We start from the raw sequence: 13,705 nt of genomic DNA, 5'->3' as shown, positions 1-13,705 counted from the left end.
TATGTTCGCTCATCTTCTGGCCCTGACCATCAAGGAGTTCCTGGCGCTCTTCAAGGACAAGCGCAGCCGGATGGTGATCATCGTCCCGCCGCTGATCCAACTGCTGGTCTTCGGCTATGCGGCGTCTTTCGATCTCAATGCCGTGCACTATGCGGTCTATGATCGCGACCATGGCCACGCCTCACGGGAACTGCTGGCCCGTTTCCAGGGGTCGCCAACCTTTGTCCTGGCCGGTCAGATCAGCCGTCAGGATGAGATCGCCGCGCTCATCGATGATCGCGACGTGCTGCTGGTGTTGCAGGTGGGACCGGACTTTACCGCCGACCTGACCGCCGGGCGCACCGGTCAGCTCCAGGTGCTGATCGACGGGCGCAACTCCAACAGCGCCCAGATTGCGCTCAATGACGTGAATCAGATCGTCAGCCGGTTCAATGCGGACTGGATCGCCGCCCACGGACTCCAGGGCGCACCGGTGAATCTGGTCAGCCGCGCCTGGTACAACCCCAACCTGGAGAGCCGCTGGTTCTTCGTCACCGGTCTGGTGGGGCTGCTCACCATGGTCGTCACCATGATGGTGACGTCACTGTCAGTGGCGCGCGAGCGCGAACAGGGAACCTTCGATCAGCTCCTGGTCACGCCGCTGCACCCGGCGGAGATTCTGATCGGCAAGGCCATGCCGGGGCTGTTGATCGGGGTCTTCGAGGCGAGTCTGGTGGCGCTGCTGGCGGTCTACTGGTTCGGCGTGCCCTTTCAGGGCGAGCTGTGGGTGCTGTACCTGGGGATTCTGTTCTTCGTGCTGGCGGCGGTCGGTGTCGGGCTGATGATCTCGTCGCTGGCCCTGACCCTGCAGCAGGCGCTGCTGGGCGCCTTTCTGTTTCTGGTGCCGGCAGTGGTGCTGTCCGGCTTCGCCACCCCCATCGACAACATGACCCCGGCCGTCCAGCTCCTGACGCTGGTGGACCCGCTGCGCTATTACCTGATCATCCTGCGCGGTGTTTTTCTGGAGGGGGCGGGCTTTGACCGGCTGTACCACCAGCTCTGGCCGCTGGCCCTGATCGCCGCCGCCACCCTGGGGACGGCCGGCTGGCTGTTCCGCAACCGGCTGGGAAGCCATTGAGCATTACCTCGCTACGCAGGCTGCATTGGAAGCCTCGCAGTCGGAATCGAGTCGGCATTCGTGATCACGCTGCGCTGCGGCAGGTAAGGTAGCAGCAGTTCTGTTTCCTTCTTGACCACCTCGTAGCACTCGCAACTCAGCGTTTCGAGCCTTGGCCGGTCCAGCACCTTGATCAATCCGCGCGAATATGAAATCACCCCAAGCTGCTGCAACTTATGCGCGGCCTGGGTGACCCCCTCGCGGCGAACGCCAAGCATGTTACTGATGAATTCCTGCGTCATGGTCAGGTGATTGTGCGACAGGCGATCCATGGAAAGCAGAAGCCAGCGGCAAAGCTGTTGGTCGATCGAATGGTGCCGGTTACAGACCGCAGTCTGGGCGATTTGCGTGATCAGGGCCTGCGTGTAGCGCAGCATGAGCACCAGCAACTGGCCGTGGCGCTTGAACTCTTCTTTCACCCGCGGCCTGGGGAGGCGATAGGCGTAACCGGCGCTCTGTACCAGCGACCGGCTTGGCGTGCTCTCCCCGCCCATGAACAGGGTGATACCCAACAATCCCTCGTTACCCACCACCAGGATCGCGGTCGATGCCCCGTTCTCCATCACGTATTGCAGCGAGACGATGGAGTCAGTTGGAAAGTAGACATGGCGCATCGGGCGCCTGGCTTCATACATGATCGCGCGCAACGGCAGCGGCACGAGTTCCAGATACGGGAATAAACGCTCTTGAACCTCAGGCGACAGGGCTGCCAGAAGATGATTCTGCTGCGGTTGAGGTTGGGGCTTGACAGACATTTCGGGACTCTCGCGATGACTAAACCGCGCCCGGTGCGGCATGTGATGTTTGGGGATTGGGGCGGCCTTGGCAGCATCGACGAGCGTTAGAGGGGCGCGGTTTAAGATATTAAAAAATATAAAATTTTAAACCGCGTCTCCACTGATGTCGTTGACTTCCCCAAAGCTAAACACAAATTGAAAATTACGCATATCGCACTGGACGCGGTTTAAGATGCCAACAAACCCGGCTTCCATCCGGCAAACACCGCAAAACGGAAAGAACGGAACAGACATTCGGCATCCTCAAAGCCAATGTCGCTCAGCCAGTCAACCTGATCGGAAACGGTTGCGCACCTGTCGTAACGCATACGCTGGATGGCGCCTTCAATCTCGTCTTCGGAGCTGCCGAGTGCGCGCGCACGATCAATATGCACGGCTTCAATGAGATTCTGCACACGGGCGCTGCGACCGGCTACCTGTTCGGCGTTGATGAACAGACCGCCCGGAGACAGCGCGGCAAAAATGCGTCCGTAGAGTGCGCGTTTATCCGCATCGTCGAGATGATGGATGGCCAGGGCCGACACAATGGCATCGAATGGGCCACCCGGCAGTGCTTCGCTTAACGACTGAACGGTGATGTGCGGCTGCCAGTTGGCGAGACGGCGCGCGGCCTGGTGCAGCATCTCGGCGGATGCATCGAGCAAATGGAGTCTGGCAGTTGGAACCCGTTCGACAATCGCCGCCGACAGAATGCCCGTACCAGCGCCAAGATCGAGAATGGCCGGTTCATTCGGGCAGAAACGCGCGACCAACTCAGCGGCTGTGCCGTAAAACTCATCGAAGCAATGAACGAGCCGGCGTCGCTCGCCGTCATACGTGGTTGCGTTCCAAACGACGCTCATATTCGTACCCCTATCCGCTCTTTAAGTTGGTTCGCCGAAATCACCCGTGAAACAGAACCGGCACCGGAACTGCTCGGTGCCCTTCATCGGTAACCGGTGAAGCGTTTCGTTTTATCCTACACTCAGACGGCCGGAATCTGTTGCCGGCATGCCGAATCAGACGCACGTTTCCATGCTGGATATTGCAAATTCGATGATCAGGAGCGTGACATGGCGGATTGTCAATCGTTAAGCGGCTGTCCTTTTTTCAATGGCAGAATGGCCAACATGCCATCGATGGCAGAAAGCTACAAGAAACACTACTGCCATGGCGAACACTCTCAGTGCGCGAGGGCCATGGTTTCAAAAGCCCTTGGGAAAGCACATGTACCAGGGGATTTGTTTCCCAATCAAGTTGAGCGAGCCCAAAAACTCATCACTGCGGGTTAAGCACGATCGGGGTTAACGAAAGCTGTGCTGCCACCTTTGACACTGACCGTCCAGAGCCTGGACGGCGAGGTTGTCCCAGAAGGGTCGATAGTGACAGATCAGACCCGTCGCACAGCTTCTGGTGGATTCCAGATTCGTTGGGGTGAGGAACGAACCCCAACATTCACTGCTTCGAGGTTTCGTTGGGGTTCGCTTCCGCTCACCCCAACGGCCCTACCTCGCCAGGGTGTCAGGCGTGGTGTGAGCGGCCGTCACGCTCAATTTGACGCCCAATGCCGCACACACACGCTGCACCGTGTCGAAGCGCGGCTGCGCGCCCGGCCGCAGCGCCTTATATAGCGCCTCGCGGGCCAGCCCTGCGTCCTGCGCCACCTGTGTCATGCCACGCGCCCGCGCCACCATGCCAAGCGCGTGTGCCAGCTCCGACGGATCGTTTTCCTCGATCACGGCCGTCAGGTAGGCAGCAATGGCTTCCTCGCTGTCCAGATGTTCGGTGATATCGAACTCCGGCAGGTCGGCAATCTTGATCTTCCGAGTCATGGTTCAATCCTCCAGCGTTGCGGCCAGCCTGATAGCCTTGGCAATGTCAGCTTTCTGCGTGGATTTGTCCCCGCCGCCGACCATCACGATCAATGTCGCGCCGTGCTGGACGTAATACATGCGCCAGCCAGGACCGAAGTCCTCGCGCATCTCATGCACGCCTTCTCCGACCGGCTTCACGTCGCCCAACAGACCGCGCGCTGCCTTGTCCAACCGCTTGGCCAAACGTAGCCGGGTTGCGGCATCCCGCAGACCAGATAGCCACGCAGCGAACTCGGGTAGTTGCTTGATCGTCAACATCTGCACAATGTAATTGTTCGATTACATTCGATCAAGGCTCATATTCGTATGCCGTCCGCTCTTTAACCAGTTTTCTGATTTTAAATCAGTAGGTTGCTATAGGAGTAGGATGGGTAGAGCGAAGCGAAACCCATCATTTCTCGTTTATTGTTGTGAATGATGAGTTTCATGGCCAATAACCTTCATTGGCAATCGCCGAGGTTATCGCGTGGTTCTTCTGCCAATTCTACCTTGCTATGCCAAGCCCTCTACTCTTAATTTTTCTCTTATTTCGCTTTCGCTAAGTTCGAGTAGAATGCCTCCAATAATCGCTCCACGACGGACCCGGTTTATTTTATCGTTAGATGCTTGAAGTGCGGCCTTGTAGTAAATAGAACTCACTGAACCCTGATTGACCCCTGAACTATCAACGCCGTCATAGAAGGAGGTTAATTCTTCTAATACTTTGCTGGGCTGTAATCTTTCATTTCGAATGTGTAGAACCTGATCGAGCTCTATTAACAGCGTGAAGAGATCGGCTTTTTTCCAGGCTCTAGTTTTTGGGTCGAATCCGCATTCCTCAATAAAATCGAATATGTTTTGAAGTCTCCCAGATATTTCGGCATGCATAGGAAATTCATCGTTATAACGATCCAAAAGATTTTCAAACGCATCATCACGATTAAAATAGCCCTGTACCATTGTCCCAACAAGTGAAAGGACATACCGCAGATCGCCCATTCTTTTGTAGTCTGATGCATTGAAAATATTGTGTGCACGAAAGAAATCTTTTTCTGCTATCTGCTCGCAAAATGTCTTTAATGCGCCAGCATAAACAGCGTTATTTATCTCTATGTCGAGCAAAGAATACTTTGTGGCGTTAAGCCTTTTAAAAACCTCAATTATTTCTTCTTTTGATATCCCGCCGAGATCGCGCACCGCAACATCATATTGCAAAAATGCTTTCTTTTCGTCTTCATTAAGCGCGCGGTAAGTAGGGGCAGAGGTTAGTTTAAGATTGTCGTCACCATCAAAATATTGAATTAGCGTGCTTACCCGCTGCAATCCATCAACTAAAAGTTGAGTTCCTTCGCCAGTTTCTAAATTAACATCACCATCTGCAAAGTATATTTCGGGAAATGGATATCCCCGTAACACGCTATCAAGAAAATGGTTTTTGTCGTCACGTGACCATACAAGCCTACGTTGGAACTCAGGTCTAGGTAACAACTTAGACTCTTTAACCATACTGATCAGCTCACGAACCTTTTTATTAGTTGGAGAAGTTTTCACCGTCTAGCCTCCAGTGAGAGCCTGCATTGATTGATCCCACGTAATTGATATCTTCTTAAATGCTCAAAGGAATGATATAGCGCAGCCCGAATGGATCGACGCCCCAAACGACTATCTGCGGATAATCCGTGGAAAACGTCCCACCAATCGTCGCATCGTCGTAGACGCACATGCCTTGGAAAATGATCTGGACGGAGCCAGCCATATACCATGTAATCACCAAGCCGACCCGAATCCCACGGAATTGATGGCATTTTGTTTGCGTATGTGGAAAGTTCATCCCAAATAAGTTCAAATAATTTTGGACAAACTACTGCCAGATCAATATCAGACTCTGCACGGAAAGGCCGAAATGCAGGTAAGATGCTTCCCTCCCGCGTTCGTTTCTGAAAAATCCCAAAGCCAATTTTCGCTGAACCGACAACATATATCTGAGCTGGCATTATCTCGATGGCAAATTTTGCTTTTAGTACTTCGGCTACCATGCATACTTTTTCAGTTGGAAAATGAGTTGATTCCTTAGAAAGAACAATCGAATCAACAAACTCTTCGAGATCACCATCTAGAAGTATCTTTTTAAGATCATCATCGGTCATAATATGTTCTTTTTAAATAAAAATACGCAAAGCATTCGCGCGGCTAACTACCAAATTAGACCTCAAATTGACGCCTAAATCAGCAACATTAAGCGTCACCCATGACATCCAAGACTGATAACCACATCTCTTGCCGCCTGAAAAATATTTCCATCAATGCGTTACAGCAGCACATACTGACACCCTCTCTCATGCGTCATTTCGGTAAACGAGCAAACACTTCAGCAACCGGAACAACCGCCCAGCCAGTAACCTAAAAAAACCAGCACGGACATCACCTCTTTCCGTGGACTCCAACGCCAGAGTCCACACATCAAGCCTAACCCCGCCAGGTCGCAAACGCCCGCTCCAGCATCGCCTGGATGCTCGACAGCAGCCGTTCGATGGGTTTTTTGTGGGCGCGGTATTTGAGTTTCAGCAGATCCTTTTCGCTGCTCGCGGCCAGCAGATAGTCATCGCTGGTCTGAATGGCGTCCACCAGACCCAGTTCCACAGCGCGCTGTCCATGCCAGTATTCGCCGGTGGCGACCCGCTCCAGATCGAGCGCGGGGCGGTATTCGGCGACGAAGCTCTTGAACAGACGATGGGTCTCTTCCAGCTGTTCGCGCAGTTTCTGCCGGCCCTCGTCGGTGTTCTCGCCGAAGAGGGTCAGGGTGCGTTTGTATTCGCCCGCCGTGTGCAGCTCGAAATCGACCCCGTAACGGTTGAGCAGACGGTGGAAATTGGGCAGTTCGGCAAGCACGCCAATCGACCCCAGCACCGCGAAGGGCGCGGCGATGATGCGATCGGCGACGCAGGCCATGAGATAACCGCCGCTGGCGGCGACCTTATCGACCGCAACCGTCAGCGGAATGCCCTTCGCCCGCAGACGCGCCAGTTGTGAGGCGGCGAGCCCATGCTCGCTGACCATGCCGCCCGCGTTGTCGAGCCGCACCAGCACCTCGTCGCCCTCGCCCGCCTCCAGCAGCAGCGCCGTCACCAGCACCCGCAGCGCCGCCACTTCGCTGGCGCGGATGTCGCCATTGAACTCGATGACGAAGAGACGCTTGCGCGCGGACTCTTCGGCCTTGTCGCGCTCCTTGTCGCGCTTGCGCTCGGCCTTGACATAGGTTTTGTAAGCCTTTTTCGGCAGCGAGAATTCCTTGAGCGCATCGGTCAGCTCGCGGTAGCGCTGGTTGAGATCGGTGACTTCAAGCTGCTCCCCGCGATCGCCACCCTGACGAATACGCAGGATCAGAACGATGAGCGCAGCGATTCCGAGCAAAAGGGTCAGCGTCTTGGCAAGAAAGAGTCCGTAATCGAAGAACGCGGTCAGCAATAGGTCCATGAGAGATCCGGTGGTCAACAGGTTGCAGGAATTGAATCAAACCGCAATCGGCGCGCGAATGGCCGGGTGCGGGTCATAGCCATCGATCAGGATGTCCTCGGCGTGATAGTCGAAGAGGCTCGTGGGTCGGCGCGCCAGACGCAGGGTCGGCAAGGGGCGCGGTTCGCGTCCAAGCTGCGCAAAGACGATGTCATCCGTCAGATGATTGCGGTACAGGTGCAGATCGCCGAAGGTGTGGACGAACTCGCCCACTTCCAGGTCGCATTGCTGCGCGATCAGATGCGTCAGCAGCGCATAGCTGGCGATGTTGAAGGGCACGCCGAGAAAGAGATCGGCGCTGCGCTGATAGAGCTGACAGGACAGCCGGCCATCGCTCACGTAGAACTGAAAGAGACAGTGACAGGGGGCGAGCGCCATGCGCCCGGCGCGCACGTTCGCCTGCGGACTGACCGACTCGTCCGGCAGGTCCGCCGGGTTCCAGGCCGTGACCAGCAGCCGACGCGAATCGGGACGGGCACGGATGGTCGCAATCAGCTCGGCAAGCTGATCGATCACCCGACCATCGGGACAGGTCCAGCTTCGCCATTGGGCGCCATAGATGGGACCGAGCGCGCCGTCTTCGGCGGCCCATTCGTCCCAGATGCCGACGCCCTGCCCTTGCAGCACCCGGTTGTCGGTCGAACCGGACAGGAACCACAGCAGTTCCGCCACCACGCTTTTGATGTGCACCCGCTTGGTCGTCAGCAGCGGGAAGCCGGCGCGCAGATCGAAACGGACCTGCCGCCCGAAGACCGAGCGCGTGCCAACGCCGGTGCGGTCGCCCTTGTCGATGCCGGTGTCGATCACATCGCGCAGCAGATCAAGATAAACCTGCATGTCGCTCAGACCGTCGCCGGGCCGAGCAGCAGCGAACGGCCATCCATGACATCCGGAATCGGCAGACCCATCAGATGCAGCACGGTGGGTGCAATGTCCGCGATCCCGCCGCCGATGGAGAGCCTCCAGGGTGTTTCGTCGATGACCAGGCAGGGCACCGGATAAAGGCTGTGCTGGGTGTGGGGCTCGCCAGTGACCGGATCGACCAGCTCGTCGCAGTTGCCATGATCGGCGGTCAGGATCACCGAATAGCCCGCCGCAACCGCCGCCTCGATCACCCGCCCGGCCTCGCGGTCCAGCGCCTCGACGGCGGCGATCACCGCCTCGCGCACGGCGGTGTGCCCGACCATGTCGCCATTGGCGAAATTGACCACGATGAAGGGAAAGGTACGGCGCTGGATGGCCTCGATCACCGCATCGGCCACCGCTGGCGCGCTCATCTCGGGTTGCAGGTCGTAGGTCGCGACCTTGGGGGATGGAATCAGCGCCCGTTCCTCGCCGGGGAAGGGCTCGTCACGTCCCCCATTGAAGAAAAAGGTGACATGGGCGTATTTCTCGGTCTCGGCGCAATGGAACTGGGTCAGACCGCCGTCGCTCAGGATCTGTCCGAGCGAGGTCTTGGGCATGTCGTGATCGAAGGCGAACGGCAGACCGTACCACTGATCGTATTCCATCATGCAGGTCACTTTGACCCCGTTGACGCCGCGCCGGTCGAAATGGTCGAAATCCGGCTGGAAGAAGGCCGAGACCAGTTGGCGCGGGCGATCCTTGCGGAAATTGATATGGATGACCTGGTCGCCGTCACGGATCAGATCGGCCCCATCGATGATGGTCGGACGGATGAACTCGTCATCCTCGCCCACCGCATAGGCCGCTTCGATGGCCTCGCGTGCGCTGGCGGCGCGGCGACCCTCGCCATCCACCATCGCCCGCCACGCCAGTTCGGTGCGCTCCCAGCGGTTGTCGCGGTCCATCGCGTAATAGCGCCCGGAGACCGTCGCAACCTGACCGCCTGCGGCGTCCAGCGCCTGATCGAAACACTTGAGATAACTCAGCGCCGAACGCGGCGGCGTGTCGCGCCCATCGGCAAAGAAATGAACCATGGGCCGCGCGCCCTGCTCCTGACAGAGCCGGATGAGCGCGGCGAGATGCTCGACATGACTGTGCACGCCGCCATCCGACACCAGACCCATGAGATGAATCGGTCTGCCCTGCGCGGCGGCAGCTTTGGCGGCGTCCACCAGCACGGAATTTGTAAAAAAGCCGCGATCACTGATCGCCTGATCGATCAGCACCAGATCCTGACGCACCACGCAGCCCGAGCCGAGCGACATGTGCCCAACCTCCGAGTTGCCCATCTGTCCGTCCGGCAGACCGACCGCCAGCCCGGACGCCTGGATGGATGTATGCGGCTGATGCGAAAAATAGCGATCCAGATTCGGCGTGCGGGCCAGTGCGACGGCGTTGTTGGCCTTGGCCGGATTCACCCCGACGCCGTCCAGGATGATCAGGACCACCGGACGGCGGGGGACGTTGTTCATGGTTTCACTCATGGCTGCAAGCCTCGGGCACGGCGCAAAAGAGACTATTGTGACCTGTTTCCCGGGATATTTGCAGCGCGGCGTGCTCAATCCCGATAGCGCCGCCCCAGATCGCCATAGGCATCGATCCGCCGGTCGCGCAGAAAGGGCCAGACGCGGCGGACCTGTTCGGTGCGGGCGAGATCGACCTCGGCCACCAGCAGCTTGGGCGATTGATCATCGGCGCGGGCCAGGATCTCACCCTGCGGGCCGCAGATGAACGAGTTACCCCAGAAGCGCGCGCCGGAGGTGATGCCGCTCGGGTCCGGCTCGAAGCCGACACGGTTGCAGGCGGCGATGGTCAGTCCGTTGGCGATGGCGTGGCTGCGCTGGATGGTGATCCAGGCGTCGAGCTGACGGGCCTGTTCGTCCGGGGTGTCCTTGGGATCCCAGCCGATGGCGGTGGGATAGAGCAGCAGTTGCGCGCCGGCCAGCGCCATCAGGCGGGCGGCTTCCGGGAACCATTGATCCCAGCACACCAGCACGCCAAGACGCCCGACGGCGGTATCGACCGGGTTGAAACCCAGATCACCGGGGGTGAAATAGAACTTCTCGTAATAGCCGGGATCGTCGGGGATGTGCATCTTGCGATAGATCCCGGCGAGCGAGCCGTCGCTGTCCAGCACCACGGCGGTGTTGTGATAGAGCCCCGGCGCGCGGCGCTCGAACAGCGAGCCGACGATGACCAGTTCCAGTTCGCGCGCCAGCCCGCTCAGACGCTCAGTGGTGGGGCCGGGGATCGGCTCGGCCAGATCGAAGAGCGCGGGGTCTTCGGTCTGGCAGAAATAGGGACCGTTGTGCAGCTCTTGCAGCAGCACCAGATTGCACCCGCGAATCGAGGCGGCGCGGATGGCGGCCTCGCAGTCATCGAGATTGGCGGCGGCGCTGCCCTGGTCGGACTGCTGGATGAGTGCAATGTTCAAGGATGTCCGGGACATGACGCGAAGACCTGTGGGTGACGATTGAGGGTGGCTATTATCCGTGCATTTCGTGTCAGAAGAAGTTGCCAGTTCGACCGGGTGACGATGCGAACCTGGTGACGAAGCTCCGGCTTCGTCACCCGCGAGACGAAGCTCCGCTTCGCGAATCCGTGGAGAGCACCCAGATCGATCCAGGCGCAGGCGGACTCGTGAAGCAGAGCTTCATCGCTGAGGTCACGAAGCGGGAGCTTCGTGACCAGAGACCAGAGAATTCCGCTGGCATTGTTCATGCGATCTGCGCTTCGTCGCGCCAATCCTGTAACCTTGCGACCTTTCCGCGCCGACGGCGGCGCGCGAACCGCTTCGGATCGATCAACCCGGCATGGCCAATTTTCAGACGCATCTCAATGTCGGCATCCTGGTAAGCGCCGTCACCACGCTTGGCCTGCATACGGCGGGGCTGGTCCAGGCGGGGCAGGCGCTGCCTTATTTCACGCTCGGTGTCGTCGGCAGTCTGCTGCCGGATATCGACCTCAAGACCTCCCGACCGAGCAATGCGCTCTTCAGCGCGCTCGGCGCGGTGCTGGCCTTCATCATGACGCTGCCGCTGACCGGCCGCTTCCTGCCGCTGGAACTCGCGCTGATCTGGGGCGGCGTCTTTCTCAGCGTGCGCTATGGCTTTTTCGAGATCTTTTCGCGTCTGACCGTGCATCGCGGGATCTGGCATTCCTGGCTGGCAATCGCGGCGGTGGCGCTGGCGGTGACCAATATCGCCTACTGGCTGTGGCGGCAGTCGCCGGAACTATCCTGGCTCGCGGGTCTGATGGTGGGCATCGGCTATCTCACCCATCTGTGTCTGGATGAGTTTTACAGCGTCGATCTCTTCAATCGCAAAATCAAACGCTCATTCGGCACGGCGCTCAAGCTATTCAGTCTCGCCAGTCCCTGGAGCAGCTTCGTCATGTTCATGGCCGTCCTGGCGCTCTGGTGGCTGGCGCCGCCAGCGGATATGTGGCTGGAGCGGATCCAGACGGAATCCCTGGTCGATCTGCACGGCACCTTCGATCAGTTCCGCGAAGCACTCAACGGCGCCTGGACACAGGTCGAAAGCTGGCTGGAACGCCTGCTCCGCTCGGGTCAAACTGTACTCGGGGCATCGGCTGCGTTAGATTGAGCCACCCGCCAAGGCTGGTCAGATTGCGAGGAGAGATCTCATGCCCCTGGCCCAATCACTGCTGCCTGATGATCCCTGGCCGCAGGGTTATCCGCCGGAATGGATGCCGCCGACACCGCCGACCCAGGATGAACTCCCCTGCGATGACGGAGAGCCGATGGAGACGCAACGCCACAAATGGCAGATGGACATCCTGATCGATGCCCTGGACCGCTGGTTGCAGGAGCGGGGCGAGGGTTATACGAACGGCAACATGTTCGTCTATTTCAGCCTGGAGCAGACGCGGGGCCGGCATTTCCGTGGGCCGGATGTCTTTGTGGTGCTGGGCGTGCCGCGCGGCGAGCGCAAAAGCTGGGTGGTGTGGGAGCAGGGCAAGGCGCCGGACGTGGTGATCGAACTGCTCTCGCCCACCACGGCGGCGGCGGACAAGGGCGAGAAAAAGACGATCTATCAGGATCTGATGCGGGTACCCGAATATTTCTGGTTCGACCCCTTCAATCAGGACGACCGGGCGGGTTTTCGTCTGACCGATGGCCTCTATCAGCCCATTGAGCCCGATGGTCAGGGCCGTCTGCACAGTCCACTGCTGGGTTTGACGCTGGTGCTCTGGCAGGGCGAGTATCAGAGTCTCGACGGCACCTGGCTGCGCTGGGCGCTGCCGGACGGAACCCTGCTGCCGACCTATGCCGAAGCGGCCTGGCAGGCGGCGGCAGACGCGCAGCAGCGCGCCGAGCGCGCGGAGGCCGAGATCGCACGCCTCAAGGCGTTGCTGGAGCGGGACGGGACGCGCTGACCGCCCGCCATCTTTCTTAACAGACAATCACGACTCTGGGTGCTATGGACCTGAACTTTCTCGATTTTGAACAACCCATCGCGGAGCTTGAGGCGAAGATCGAAGAGCTGCGTCTGGTCGGTCACGATAACGAACTCAACATCCAGGAAGAGATCGAGCGGCTCCATACCAAATGCATGGCGATGACCGAGTCGATCTTTTCCTCGCTCAATCCCTGGCAGATCTCGCAGTTGTCGCGCCATCCGCTGCGGCCCTATCTGCTCGACTATGTGCGCCGCATCTTCGACGAATTCCACGAACTCCACGGCGACCGCGCCTTTGCCGACGACCGTGCCATCGTCGGCGGGGTCGCGCGCATTGATGGCCGTCCGGTGATGGTCATCGGCCATCAGAAAGGCCGCGACACCAAGGAAAAGATCCTGCGCAACTTCGGCATGCCGCGCCCCGAGGGCTATCGCAAGGCGCTGCGTCTGATGGAAATGGCCGAGCGCTTCGGGCTACCGATCCTGACCTTCATCGACACCCCCGGCGCCTATCCCGGCGTGGGCGCGGAAGAACGCGGCCAGAGCGAGGCCATCGCCCGCAATCTGCGCGAGATGTCGCGTCTGCGCACCCCCATCCTCTGCACCGTGGTCGGCGAAGGCGGCTCTGGCGGCGCGCTGGCGATCGGGGTCGGCGACTGGCTGGGGATGTTGCAGTTCAGCACCTACTCGGTGATCTCGCCCGAGGGCTGCGCCTCCATCCTCTGGAAGAGCGCCGACAAGGCCCAGCTTGCCGCCGAGGCGATGGCCATCACCTCCGAGAAGCTGCTCGAACAGGGTCTGGTCGATCAGGTCATCAAGGAGCCGCCGGGCGGTGCCCATCGCCATCCCGACGCCATGGCCAAGACGCTCAAGAGCGTGCTGCTGGAACGGCTCGATGCGCTCGCCGATGTCGATCTGGATGATCTGGTCGCCACACGCTACAAGCGCATCCTGAGTTACGGGCGGTTCAAGGAATAAGGCGATTTCCGAAATCGTGCGGTGTCAATGATCCGGGCCTGAATGGACAGGATTAACAGGATTTTTCAGGATTGACAGGATGTTTTTATGACCTGTTTGGAA

14 protein-coding genes are annotated in these 13,705 nt (G+C 58.9%); 4 read left to right on the top strand and 10 right to left on the bottom strand.

What is annotated here, in order from left to right:
* Position 1 precedes the first annotated feature (1 nt).
* A complete protein-coding gene (locus tag EDC35_RS13345; protein ID WP_132977763.1) occupies positions 2-1,117 on the top strand; it encodes an ABC transporter permease in 1,116 nt (371 codons plus the stop codon).
* Positions 1,118-1,128: 11 nt separating this feature from the next.
* On the opposite strand, the gene EDC35_RS13340 is transcribed toward EDC35_RS13345, so the two are convergent.
* The 10 genes from EDC35_RS13340 to EDC35_RS13290 all read right to left on the bottom strand — a co-directional run bounded on the left by EDC35_RS13340 (position 1,129) and on the right by EDC35_RS13290 (position 10,653).
* Complete coding sequence (locus EDC35_RS13340) at positions 1,129-1,911, bottom strand: Crp/Fnr family transcriptional regulator (RefSeq protein ID WP_132977762.1); 783 nt, start codon at positions 1,909-1,911, stop codon at positions 1,129-1,131.
* 209 nt (positions 1,912-2,120) lie between these two features.
* Positions 2,121-2,795, bottom strand: a complete 675-nt coding sequence (locus EDC35_RS13335; RefSeq protein WP_132977761.1) for a class I SAM-dependent methyltransferase — start codon at positions 2,793-2,795, stop codon at positions 2,121-2,123.
* A 642-nt stretch (positions 2,796-3,437) separates the two neighbouring features.
* Entirely contained in the window at positions 3,438-3,764 is a 327-nt protein-coding gene (locus tag EDC35_RS13325; RefSeq protein WP_132977759.1) for an addiction module antidote protein, read from the bottom strand.
* A gap of 3 nt (positions 3,765-3,767) precedes the next feature.
* Positions 3,768-4,064 carry a type II toxin-antitoxin system RelE/ParE family toxin gene (locus EDC35_RS13320; protein ID WP_132977758.1) on the bottom strand — a complete coding sequence of 99 codons (297 nt, stop codon included), beginning with the start codon at positions 4,062-4,064 and terminating at the stop codon, positions 3,768-3,770.
* A 234-nt stretch (positions 4,065-4,298) separates the two neighbouring features.
* Complete coding sequence (locus tag EDC35_RS13315; protein WP_132977757.1) at positions 4,299-5,336, bottom strand: DUF262 domain-containing protein; 1,038 nt, start codon at positions 5,334-5,336, stop codon at positions 4,299-4,301.
* Positions 5,333-5,932 (bottom strand): hypothetical protein, encoded by a 600-nt coding sequence (locus EDC35_RS13310; protein ID WP_132977756.1) that lies wholly within the window; start codon positions 5,930-5,932, stop codon positions 5,333-5,335. Before EDC35_RS13310 ends, EDC35_RS13315 begins: the two co-directional genes overlap by 4 nt.
* Positions 5,933-6,251: 319 nt before the next feature.
* The gene (gene sohB, locus EDC35_RS13305) at positions 6,252-7,259 is read right to left on the bottom strand and encodes a protease SohB (RefSeq protein ID WP_132977755.1); all 1,008 of its coding nucleotides are present in this window, start codon (positions 7,257-7,259) and stop codon (positions 6,252-6,254) included.
* A gap of 36 nt (positions 7,260-7,295) precedes the next feature.
* A complete protein-coding gene (locus tag EDC35_RS13300) occupies positions 7,296-8,135 on the bottom strand; it encodes a thymidylate synthase (RefSeq protein ID WP_132977754.1) in 840 nt (279 codons plus the stop codon).
* A 5-nt stretch (positions 8,136-8,140) separates the two neighbouring features.
* Complete coding sequence (gene gpmI, locus EDC35_RS13295) at positions 8,141-9,688, bottom strand: 2,3-bisphosphoglycerate-independent phosphoglycerate mutase (RefSeq protein WP_132977753.1); 1,548 nt, start codon at positions 9,686-9,688, stop codon at positions 8,141-8,143.
* 74 nt (positions 9,689-9,762) lie between these two features.
* The gene (locus EDC35_RS13290; protein WP_132977752.1) at positions 9,763-10,653 is read right to left on the bottom strand and encodes a carbon-nitrogen hydrolase; all 891 of its coding nucleotides are present in this window, start codon (positions 10,651-10,653) and stop codon (positions 9,763-9,765) included.
* 364 nt (positions 10,654-11,017) lie between these two features.
* Between EDC35_RS13290 and EDC35_RS13285 the strand changes: the two genes are divergently transcribed.
* Genes EDC35_RS13285 through EDC35_RS13275 form a run of 3 tightly spaced genes read left to right on the top strand, consistent with a single transcriptional unit; the run spans position 11,018 to position 13,603 of the window.
* A complete protein-coding gene (locus EDC35_RS13285; RefSeq protein WP_132977751.1) occupies positions 11,018-11,809 on the top strand; it encodes a metal-dependent hydrolase in 792 nt (263 codons plus the stop codon).
* A 40-nt stretch (positions 11,810-11,849) separates the two neighbouring features.
* Positions 11,850-12,602 (top strand): Uma2 family endonuclease, encoded by a 753-nt coding sequence (locus EDC35_RS13280; protein WP_132977750.1) that lies wholly within the window; start codon positions 11,850-11,852, stop codon positions 12,600-12,602.
* A 44-nt stretch (positions 12,603-12,646) separates the two neighbouring features.
* Entirely contained in the window at positions 12,647-13,603 is a 957-nt protein-coding gene (locus tag EDC35_RS13275) for an acetyl-CoA carboxylase carboxyl transferase subunit alpha (protein ID WP_132977749.1), read from the top strand.
* Positions 13,604-13,705: the final 102 nt, after the last annotated feature.

This window comes from Thiobaca trueperi, from assembly GCF_004342175.1.
GTDB lineage: Bacteria > Pseudomonadota > Gammaproteobacteria > Chromatiales > Chromatiaceae > Thiobaca > Thiobaca trueperi.
Note: the sequence above shows the minus strand (reverse complement) of the source record. Positions and strands in the feature narration are given on the sequence as shown.